At 60.1% G+C, this 11330-nt stretch carries 2 protein-coding genes; both read left to right on the top strand.

The genetic code is table 11. The features are described 5' to 3' along the window. The first annotated feature begins 49 nt into the window (after positions 1–49). Entirely contained in the window at positions 50–4678 is a 4629-nt protein-coding gene (locus QUH67_RS22705) for a type I polyketide synthase (protein WP_300941395.1), read from the top strand. A gap of 102 nt (positions 4679–4780) precedes the next feature. Beyond that, positions 4781–11311: a non-ribosomal peptide synthetase gene (locus QUH67_RS22700; protein WP_300941394.1), complete on the top strand. Its 6531-nt coding sequence runs from the start codon at positions 4781–4783 to the stop codon at positions 11309–11311. Positions 11312–11330: the final 19 nt, after the last annotated feature.

The raw sequence follows: 11330 nt of genomic DNA, 5'->3' as shown, positions 1-11330 counted from the left end.
AAGAAGCGTAACGCGAAAGACTGGTGCTAGAAATTTCGGGGAGGAAGCGATGGACGATGGTCGTTTGGCTGAAACCACTGACGAAACCGGCATTGCAATCATCGGCATGGCGGGTCGCTTCCCCGGAGCACCGAACATCGACGTTTTGTGGAAAAATCTGTTGGGGGGCATCGAATCGATTCAGGTGTTTTCCGATGAGGAGCTCAAGGCAAATGGTTTGAGCGATGACATCATCGCCGATCCCGGCTATGTCAAGGCATCTCCCGTTCTGGACGGCGTCGCCTTGTTTGACGCGGACTACTTCAATCTCAGCCCGAAGGAGGTCGAGTACATCGATCCGCAGCACCGCTTGTTCCTGGAGTGCGCGGTCGAGGTGCTCGAAAATGCTGGCTGCAACCCGCAAACATTCGGTGGCAATATCGGCGTGTTCGGAGGAGCCGGGCCAAACTCGTACCAGCTCCTGACGCTACGCGAGCGACTGAAGGCCAGCGGCGCCGTGAAGGCTCTGAGGATGCTGGAGCGCCTCGAATCGGACCTGTTGTTCGTTCTTGGCGGCGACAAAGATTATCTGGCAACGCGGGTTTCCTACAAACTAAATCTTCGCGGACCAAGTTTCACCGTTCAAACTGCTTGCTCTACCTCGCTGGTCGCCGTTCATCTGGCGTGTCAAAGTTTGCATTCAGGAGAGTGCGATGTGGCGCTGGCGGGCGGTGTTTCTATTACCCCCAGCAGCTATCGCAGGGTCGGATATGGCGGCTACGCAGGCATGACGTCGCCCGATGGTCACTGTCGTCCGTTCGATGCAAATGCTAACGGCACGGTATTCGGCGATGGCGTTTGCATGGTGGCGCTAAAGCGCCTGGACCGCGCGATCTCGGATGGGGACGCGATCAGGGCCGTTATCAGAGGATCCGCCGTCAACAATGATGGCTCGGTCAAGGTAGGCTATACGGCGCCAAGCATAGATGGACAAGCCGCGGTAATTGCCGAATCCATGGCCATGGCAGGAGTTTCGCCGGAGACGATCAGCTATGTCGAGGCACATGGCACCGGCACGTTGATCGGTGACCCGATCGAAATAGCTTCACTGACCAAAGCGTTTCGTGGTGCGACTGCAAAGAAGGCGTTTTGCGGGATCGGCTCTTTGAAATCCAACATTGGCCACCTCAACACGGCCGCAGGGGTGGCCGGATTGATAAAGACGGTGCTGTCGCTCGAGAACGAATGTGTACCACCGAGCATCAATTTTACGACGCCCAATGAACACATCAATTTTCCTGAAACTCCGTTTTATGTCGTTTCAAGGCCTACGGAATGGGCACGCGGCAACAGGCCGCGCCGAGCAGGCGTCAACTCTTTCGGGATCGGTGGCACGAATGTGCACCTCATCGTCGAAGAAGCGCCGTTGATGCATAGGCGCCCGTCTCACAAGACCTGGCATACAATCCCATTGTCGGCACGAAGCCCGAGCGCACTGCGCGCGCTGTCGGAAAATCTCGCGGAGTGCCTTGAGAAAGGTGACGGCATTGAAGTCGACGACGTTGCATATACGTTGGGCGTAGGACGCGTAGCCCACAAACATCGAAGAGCAGTTGTATGCCAGGATCGGGCAGGCGCCATCAAGGGCCTTCGCGCAGATCGTGGTCGCCCGCAGGATGTGGGCAATGGCAGCCTCTGTTTCATGTTTCCGGGGCAGGGTACGCAGCGCCTGAATATGGGGCGAGGCCTATATGCCGAAGAACCAGTTTATCGCGCTGAGATTGATCGATGTGCCGACATTCTGAGGCGGGTTCTCGATCTGGACCTGCGAGACCTGATGTTCGTCGGCGCCGATCGTGGGTCCGCAGAATCGCGCTTGGCGTCCACGCAGTTCGCGCAGCCGGCGATTTTTTCGGTCTCTCACGCCCTGGCGCAATTGTGGATATCGCGTGGCGTGCGGCCGCAAGGAATGCTTGGGCACAGCGTGGGAGAATTTGTTGCCGCGTGCGTGGCCGGTGTCATGACCTTGGAGCAGGCCCTGGAAGTCATCGCGACGCGCGGCAAGCTGATGCAGGCGCTTCCTCGCGGGAATATGCTGTTCATTCCTGCAGCTCCGGACGCTTTCGAAGCGTACTTGGAGGAGGATGTCTCGATTGCCGCCCTTAACGGGCCGTCTGCTTTCGTCGTGTCGGGACCGGAAGGAGCGATATCGCGGCTAAATCGCACGCTCAGGGAAAAGGGGATCTCACCCTCTGAGCTGCACACGTCTCATGCCTTTCACTCTGAAATGATGGCGGCAGCTGTCGAGCCGTTCGTGGAGGCCATGAAACAAGTCGACTTAAGACCGCCGACTGTACCGTTCGTGTCAAACGTTACGGGCACCTGGATTACGCCGGAAGAAGCGACCGATCCTCATTATTGGGGGCGGCACCTGCGTCAAACCGTAAGGTTCTCTGAAGGTGTCAAGACGCTGCTCGAAAAGGGACCTGGTTGTCTGCTGGAAGTGGGGCCCGGCCGTACATTGACGACGCTTGCGCGCCAGAACATGGCCGTGAATTCCGGAGTTACACTGGTAGCGTCGTTACCGAACCCTGACGGAACAAATGGCGAAGTTCGTTCTTTGAACGAGACGTTGGCGGAACTCTGGGGGGGCGGCACGTCCATTGATTGGCAGAAGTGCTATCAGGGCGAGCAGCGGGCCAAAGCGCCTCTCCCCGCTTATCCGTTTGAAAGACAGAGGTACTGGCTGGACTCACCCGACACAAGCGCCAAAGCAGGTGCGCTAACGGAGCGATCCCAAGACAAGAACGAGCTGTTCTCGGTTATCGACGACGCCTTCCTGGTGCCGTCCTGGCGGTATTCTGCGTACCGGCCAGCCGAAGCTCTCGGTGCGGACGTGAGCGGAAGGAATTACCTGGTGTTTTCAGCGGCGGATGCACTCAGCAGCCGACTGATCGAAGGCTTGCGCGCGCGAGGCGCCAACGTCGTCGTGGTTGAGCTGGCCGACGAGTTTGCGAAAGCTAATGATCGACAGTACTTCCTCCAGCCGAGCAACTCGCGGCATTTCGAACTCCTGTTGTCGGACTTGAAGAATGCGTCGGAAGTGCCAACGACAATAATCTATTTGTGGAGCTTGCTGCCGTCGGCGATGGCAATGGACGTATCCGAGACGACGCTAAATCGGACGTTCTACGGGCTTATGTATCTGGCACAAGCGTTGGGTAAGGAGCTTGCGGGGGCTCCGATCAAATTGGCGGCTGTTGTCGCCGATACACAAGATGTCCTTGGCGATGAGCCGATTGCTCCAATCGCTGCGACCGCGCGAGGTCCCTGCCTGGTCATCCCACGCGAGTACCCCAGTATCTCGTGCCATTACATTGATATATCGCGCGGTGAAATGGAGCGCCGCGCAGGCTTTATTTCCGAACGATTGATAGACGATCTTGCCAGTAACATTGGCTCCGTGGTGCTTGCTTACAGGACCAACCGTCTATGGATCGCCACTAACGAACCCATCAAGCTTAGCGCCGTCGATACTGGAATATCTCCGATCCGCGAAAATGGCGTGTATCTGATTACTGGCGGTCTTGGTGATATCAGTCTGGCCGTGGCGCAAGCGCTTGCCGACTGCGCAAAGGTTAATCTGGTTCTTTGCGGCCGATCCAGCATTCCAGACAGAGCGTCCTGGGATTCGCTTTTAGCCGATGATGCAAGTGACATTCGGCTGAGAAACATTGTTCTAAGGATCAGGGAAATCGAAGCCAAAGGATCGAGCGTCTCGATCGGAGTCGCAGATGTATCGGACGTCGAGGCGATGCGCGGTATCGTCGAGAAAGCGCGTCGCGATCATGGCAGGCTGCACGGAGTTATCCATGCCGCCGGCGTTGTCAACGTCGAGATCATCGCCACTCAAAATCCGTCGAAGATCCTTCCGGTGTTTTCGCCCAAAATCAGCGGAACGGTGGTGCTGGACCGGGTACTCCAAGACGACAAGCTCGATTTTCTTGTGTTCTTCTCGTCACTAAGCGCAGTTGTCGGCGGTGTCGGTGTGATGGATTACGTCAGTGCGAACGCCTACATCGATGCGTTTACCCTGAGTGGCGCTTCGCGCTATGCAGAAAAAACGATAGCCATCGGTTGGGATATCTGGAGCGAAATCGGAATGGCGACCCGCGGCGTTTCGGAGACGCTTAAGTCGGCGAATATAACGGAAGGACTATTGACACGAGAGGGAACCGAAGCATTCCTCGGGATTTTGCGCACAAATCTTCGGCAAGTTCTCGTGTCCAAGAAAATCAGCCAGCGATATCCCGGATTTGTCTCGGGCAATGTCTCGGCGAGTACGACCGGAACCGTTGCTCACAATCAGGACCGCGCGGAAAGCGATCTGAGCAGCTCCAACCGCTATCCGCGGCCGGAGGTCACGGCTGCGTATGTCGCGCCGGGTACGGAGATTGAGCGTATCGTCGCGGACCTTTGGGGGGCTGCTCTCAACGTGGAGGCCGTCGGCGTTAATGACGACTTCTTTGAATTGGGAGGCGATTCTCTGTTGGCGCTGCAGATGATTCCCCGAATTCAGGATCGATTTCAAATAGGGCTCGTGCCGCGCGAACTGTTTGAGGGGGCGACCGTCGCTGGCGTCGCGCGCGTCATCGAAACCAAGCTGATCGAAGAGGTCGAGGAGCTGGAAAAGGCGTGAAGTCGGGCACGGATCGGTAATCGTGCTTCCAAAAAAGCAACCATAGATTGAATTTGATCAATCCGTTCGGCTTTGGAATGTGTTCGTCTCGGGAGAGATGTGATGGCAGATCTCGGGTTAGTTGAGCGTAAGGCGCGCTTGTCGCCTGAGCAACGTCGTCGGTTGGACGAAAGAATCAAAGGCGCGGCGAAGGCCAGCTCGAATTCGATTGGCCGGCGTTCATCTTCTGTAGATCTTCCGTTGTCGTATACGCAGGAACGGTTGTGGTTTTTGGATCAATTGGGACTTGCCGGGGCGGCGTACAACATTCCGGCGGTCGTGCGACTCGCGGGCGTCATTGATGTGACGGCGCTGGAGAAGAGCTTTGGTGAGGTAATTCGGCGGCACGAAGCGTTGCGAACGCGGTTTGAGATAGAAGACGGACGCGGCATTCAGGTGATCCAGAAGGCGGGGCAGTTCCGGCTTGATGAAGCTGACCTAAGCGCTGTCGCGCAAGGAGAGCGCGAAGCGACGATGCGCAGGATCGCGGCGGAAGAGCGCGGCTGGCGATTTGATCTGGCGCGCGGGCCGCTGCTGCGGGCGAAGCTGGTGCGGCTGGGTGCAGAAGATCATGTTGTGCTAGTGACGATGCATCACATCGTCTCTGACTGGTGGTCATTCGGCGTTTTGTTTCGCGAGCTTGCGGCGTTGTATGAGGCGTACGTGCAAGGCCGCCCGTCGCCGTTGCCGGAGCTTGCGGTACAGTATGCGGATTATGCGATCTGGCAGCGAAGCTGGCTGCAGGGGCAGACGCTCGATAAGCAGCTCGGCTATTGGAAGGCGCATCTGAAGGGCGCGCCGGCGGCGCTTGATATGCCGACGGATCGCGCCCGTCCTGCCGTTCAGAGCTTTGCGGGGGCGGCGGTCGAGATCGCGCTTTCGGCCGAGCTCTCAGGGAAGCTGGTGGAGTTGAGTCGCCGCGAGGGCGTCACATTAAATATGGTGCTTCTGGCGGCATATCAGGTGTTGCTGCAGCGCTACAGCGGGCAGGACGACATCGTGGTCGGTTCGCCAGTTGTGGGTCGCTCCCGCCCAGAGCTTGAGGGGCTGATTGGCTTCTTCGTCAACACGGTGGCGTTGCGGACGGACCTGTCCGGTGATCCCCCGTTCCGGGAGCTGCTCAGGCGGGTGAAGGAAGTGGCGCTGGGAGCCTATGCCCACCAGGACCTGCCGTTCGAGAGACTGGTCGAGGAACTGCAGCCGGTCCGGGATCTGAGCCAGTCTCCAGTCTTCCAAGTCTTGTTCAACGGATTGGAGATAGGGAGGCTGAAACGCAAGATAGGAAAGCTTTCTTGGGAGTTGCTTTCGCCAAACGATGATACCTCGAAATTCGATTTAACCCTCTACGTCCTTAAGGAAGAGGAGGTCATATATTGCAAGTGGATCTACAATTCTGAATTGTTTTTTGAGAGCTCACTGCATCGACTTGTAGAGCACTATGAAAACCTGCTGGAGGGGATCGTCTCAAATCCCGGTTGTCGGCTGTCGGAGTTGCCGCTGCTTGGGAAGGCGGAGCATCACCGTGTTGTTGAGCAATGGAATGCGACATCGGTAGATTACCGGCAGGACAAATGTCTGCATGAGCTGTTTGTCGAGCAGGCGGAGAAGACGCCAGATGCGGTTGCGATCGTCTACGAAGGCCAACAGCTGAGCTATGGCGAGCTGGATCGTCGATCGAACTGGCTGGCGCATCACCTGCGCGGGCTCGGGGTCGGGCCCGAAGTGATCGTCGGGCTGTGCGTGGAGCGCTCGGTCGGGATGGTGGTGGGTCTGCTCGGCATATTGAAGGCGGGCGGAGCCTATCTGCCGCTGGACCCGTCCTACCCGGCGGAGCGTCTGGCCTACATGGTGGCGGACGCCAGCGCGCCGGTGATCGTGACGCAGCAGCATCTGGCGAACAGTCTGCCGGCCCATGACGGCTGCGTGGTGTGGATCGATGCGGACTGGGAGCAGATCGAACGCCATCCCGACACCGCGCTGGTCAACACTGCCCGTCCAGCCAACCTCGCCTATGTCATCTACACCTCCGGCTCAACCGGTAGGCCAAAGGGGGTGATGATACAACATTCGGGAGTTGTTAATTACTTCGGCTTCCTGACCCGAACCTATGGGCTCGGTCCGTCGAAAACGATTCTTCATGTATCATCGATCTCTTTCGACCCTTCGATTCGAGACATCCTTGGGCCATTGTTGTCTGGCGGGCGACTGGTCATTTTGCATCATCGCGATGAGCGCACGCCTCGGAAATATCTTGAGGCGATTCAAAGTCACAAGGTCACCACGATTTTGAGTGTTACGCCGAGCATGCTCGGCGCGATCGTTGAAAGCAGTCGTGATGGACACCTTGCAGTCGAAAGTTTGCAGCAAGTAGCGACTTGCGGTGAAGCGCTGCACTACGCGCTGTGTTCGGCCACTGGCGCGGTCTTTTTAGAAACTGAAATCGTGAACCAGTACGGTCCGACAGAATGCACCATGTCGTCGAGTTACTATCCGGTTGCGAACGATCCGAGTGCGCAAGGAGGCGTGCCCCTCGGGAAGCAAATCGATAACAGTAAATTCTATGTGTTGGACTATGATCGACACCCCGTTCCGGCGGGTGTCGCGGGCGAGCTCTACATTGGCGGGGCGGGACTGGCGCGGGGGTATTTTGGCCGACCGGAGCTGACGGCGGAGCGGTTTGTGCCGTCGCCGTTCGGGAATGGGGAGCGGCTGTACCGGACCGGGGACCTGGTGCGGTATCTGGCGGACGGCAATCTGGAGTTTTTGGGCCGGCTCGACCATCAGGTGAAGCTGCGCGGTTACCGGATCGAACTCGGCGAGATCGAGGCAGCGCTGGTTGAACATTGTGATGTCGATCAGGCCGTCGTGGTAGCGCGCGAGGACGTGCCTGGCGACAAGCGGCTGGTGGCGTATGTGGTCGGCAAGGCTGTGGATGCAGCGGCACTGCGAGCGCAGCTGAAGCAGAGCCTGCCAGACTACATGGTGCCATCGACGTTTGTGGTGCTGGATGCGTTGCCGCTGTCGCCCAATGGCAAGCTCGATCGTAAGGCGCTGCCGGCGCCGGAGCAAGGGACTGCGGTTGGGGGCGCGTATGTGGCGGCGCGGACACCGGCGGAAGAGATGCTGACCGCGATCTGGAGCGAGGTGCTAAAACTCGATCGAGTCGGTATTCATGACAATTTCTTCGAATTGGGTGGGCATTCACTTCTGGCGGTACGGGTGGTGGCGCGGGTCCGCGACGCCTTCAACATCGAATTTCCGTTGCGGGCGCTGTTCGAGGCGCCGACGGTCAGAGAACTGGCGGAGCGTGTTGAGGCGGAGCAGCGGGCTGGCGATGGCGTGGTGCTGCCGCCGCTGGCCGTGCAGTCGCGCTCTGGGGGTCTGCCGCTGTCGTATGCGCAGGAGCGGCTGTGGTTCTTGGATCAGCTGGGCCTTGTTGGCACGGCTTACAACATACCGTTGGCCGTTCGCCTGGACGGAGTTTTGAATGTAGGGGCGCTGGAGCAGAGTCTTGGCGAGGTGGTGCAGCAGCACGAAGCGCTACGGACGCGCTTTGTGGCGGAGGGCGGGCGTGGGATCCAGGTGATCGATGAGGCGGGTCAGTTCCGGCTTGATCAGGTTGATCTGAGCGGTCTTGAGGGGGATGTCAGCGAGGCGGGGATCCGCCGCCTGGTGCAAGAGGAGGCGTCACAGCGGTTTGATCTGTCGCGAGGTCCGCTGTTCCGGGCGAAGTTGATCCGAACAGATGATCGCGAGCACGTGTTGCTGGTGACGATGCATCACATCGTGTCGGACGGCTGGTCGCTCGGGGTTCTGATCCGGGAAGTGGCGGCGCTGTATGAGGCGTTCAGTGCCGGCCGTCCGTCGCCGCTGCCGGAGCTTGCGGTGCAGTATGCGGATTATGCGATCTGGCAGCGCGGCTGGCTGCAGGGGGAGACGCTCGAGAAGCAGCTCGGCTACTGGAAGGCGCATCTGAAGGGCGCGCCGGCGGCGCTCGATCTGCCGACGGACCGCGCGCGGCCGGCGGTTGCGAGCTTTGCGGGCGGCGCGGTGGATTTTAAGCTGTCGGGAGAGCTGTCGGCGAAGCTGGCCGAGCTCGGGCGTCGTGAAGGCGTTACGCTGTTCATGGTGCTGCTGGCGGCGTACCAGCTTCTGCTGAAGCGCTACAGCGGACAGGACGACATTGTGGTCGGTTCGCCGGTAGCGGGGCGCTCGCATCGCGAACTGGAAGGATTGGTCGGCTTCTTTGTCAACACGCTGGCGCTGCGGACGGACCTGTCGGGGGACCCGCCGTTCCGCGAGCTGCTCAGGCGGGTGAGGGAAGTTGCGCTGGGGGCCTATGCGCACCAGGACCTTCCGTTCGAGAGACTGGTCGAAGAGCTGCAGCCGGTCCGCGACCTGAGCCGGCAGCCGGTGTTCCAGGTCAGTCTGGTCCTGCAGAATACGCCGCAGGAAGCGGTCGAGCTGCCCGGTCTGACGCTGCGTCCGGCGGCTGTGGATCGTCGGACCTCGCACTTCGATCTCACCTTGTCGCTGCACGAGACGGCAGCGGGGCTGCGTGGCGTGATCGAGTATGCGACGGATCTGTTTGACCAGGATCGGATAGAGCGGCTTGCCGGTCACTTCGAGGTTCTGCTGGAGGGGATCGTCGCGGATCCCGGTCGCCGGCTGTCCGAACTTCCATTGCTGGGCGAGGCGGAGCGTCGTCGGCTGGTGGAGGAGTGGAACGCGACGGCGTGCGCGTATCCGCAGGACCGGTGCCTGCACGAGCTGTTCGGCGAGCAGGCGGCGCGGACGCCGGATGCGGTTGCGGTGGTCTATGAGGATGAGCGGCTGAGCTATGGCGAGCTGGATCGTCGATCGAACCGGCTGGCGCATCACCTGCGCGGGCTGGGGGTCGGGCCGGAGGTGATCGTCGGGCTGTGCGTGGAGCGCTCGGTCGGGATGGTGGTGGGTCTGCTCGGCATATTGAAGGCGGGCGGGGCCTATCTGCCGCTGGATCCGTCCTATCCGGCGGAGCGGCTGGCCTACATGGTGGCGGATACCCGCGCGCCGGTGATCGTGACGCAGCAGCATCTGGCGAACAGTCTGCCGGCCCATGACGGCTGCGTGGTGTGGATCGATGCGGACCGGGAGCAGATCGAGCGCTGTCCAGCCAGCGCGCCGGTCAACACCGCGCGGCCCGGCAACCTCGCCTACGTCATCTACACCTCCGGCTCCACCGGCAGGCCAAAGGGAGTTCTTTTACATCATCAAGGGCTCAGAAACTTAAGCGAAGCACAGATTGTGGGGCTTAGCCCCAGTTGCTCTGATTGTGTTCTTCAGTTTTCATCGTTGAGCTTTGATGCTGCGACGTTCGAAATTGCCATGGCACTTCGCGTAGGCGCAAAGCTTTTCATACCCCCAAGGATGGCTCTGATGTCACCCGAGCTCGCTCGGGTGGCTATTCAGGAAAGCGTCAGCATAGCGACGCTGCCTCCTTTAATATTGCCACTATTAGCCGGCTGCGAGATTCCAACGCTTCGAACCCTGATTGTCGCTGGCGACAGCTGCGCGCTTGAGTTTGCCGATTACTGGTCTCTACGATGTCGTTTTATAAATGCGTATGGGCCAACGGAGACGACCGTCTGGGCGTCTTTTGCTGCGCACGAGGTGGGCATCAATCGCTTACCGATCGGGCGACCGATCTCGAACACGCAGCTGTATGTGCTGGACGGTTATGGCGAGGTGGCACCGAGCGGTGTCGCGGGCGAGCTCTACATCGGCGGGGCGGGACTGGCGCGTGGGTATTTTGGCCGACCGGAGCTGACGGCGGAGCGGTTTGTGCCGTCGCCGTTCGGGGATGGGGAGCGGCTGTACCGGACCGGGGACCTGGTGCGGTATCTGGCGGACGGCAATCTGGAGTTTTTGGGCCGGCTCGACCATCAGGTGAAGCTGCGCGGTTACCGGATCGAGCTCGGCGAGATCGAGGCGGCGCTGGTTGAACATTGTGATGTCGATCAGGCCGTCGTGGTGGCGCGCGAGGACCTGCCCGGCGACAGGCGGCTGGTGGCGTATGTGGTCGGCAAGGCGGAAGCGGCGGCGGATGTTGCCGCGCTGCGAGCGCAGCTGAAGCAGAGCCTGCCGGACTACATGGTGCCGTCTGCGTTCGTGGTGCTGGAGGCGCTGCCGCTGAGCCCGAACGGCAAGCTCGACCGCAAGGCGCTGCCGGCGCCGGAGCAAGGGGCTGCGGTTGGAGGCACGTATGTGGCGCCGCGGACACCGGCAGAAGAGATGCTGGCGTCGATCTGGAGCGAGGTGCTCGGGCTCGATCGGGTCGGGGTTGATGACAACTTCTTCGAGCTGGGCGGTCACTCGCTGCTGGCGGTGCGGGTATTGGAGCAGATGCGGCGCGAGGGGCTGCATGCGGATGTGCGGGCGCTGTTTGTCCATCCGACGCTGAAGGAGCTGGCGGCGGTTGCCGGCGGGGCGGACGATACGGTTGATGTGCCGGCGAACCTGATTGCGGAAGGGTGCGAAGAGATCACGCCGGCGATGTTGCCGCTGGTACGGTTAAGGGCCGAAGAGATTGCCGGGATCGTCGCGNGAACCTGATTGCGGAAGGGTGCGAAGA

It is taken from the genome of Bradyrhizobium roseum (genome assembly GCF_030413175.1).
Taxonomy (GTDB): Bacteria; Pseudomonadota; Alphaproteobacteria; order Rhizobiales; family Xanthobacteraceae; genus Bradyrhizobium; species Bradyrhizobium roseum.
The sequence above is the reverse complement of the archived record's forward strand: the minus strand, read 5'-3'. Positions and strand labels throughout refer to the sequence as shown.

Excerpts from the sequence above, each read along its gene's own strand:
- QUH67_RS22705 (WP_300941395.1), top strand. The coding sequence starts at position 50 with ATGGACGATGGTCGTTTGGCTGAAACCACTGACGAAACCGGCATTGCA.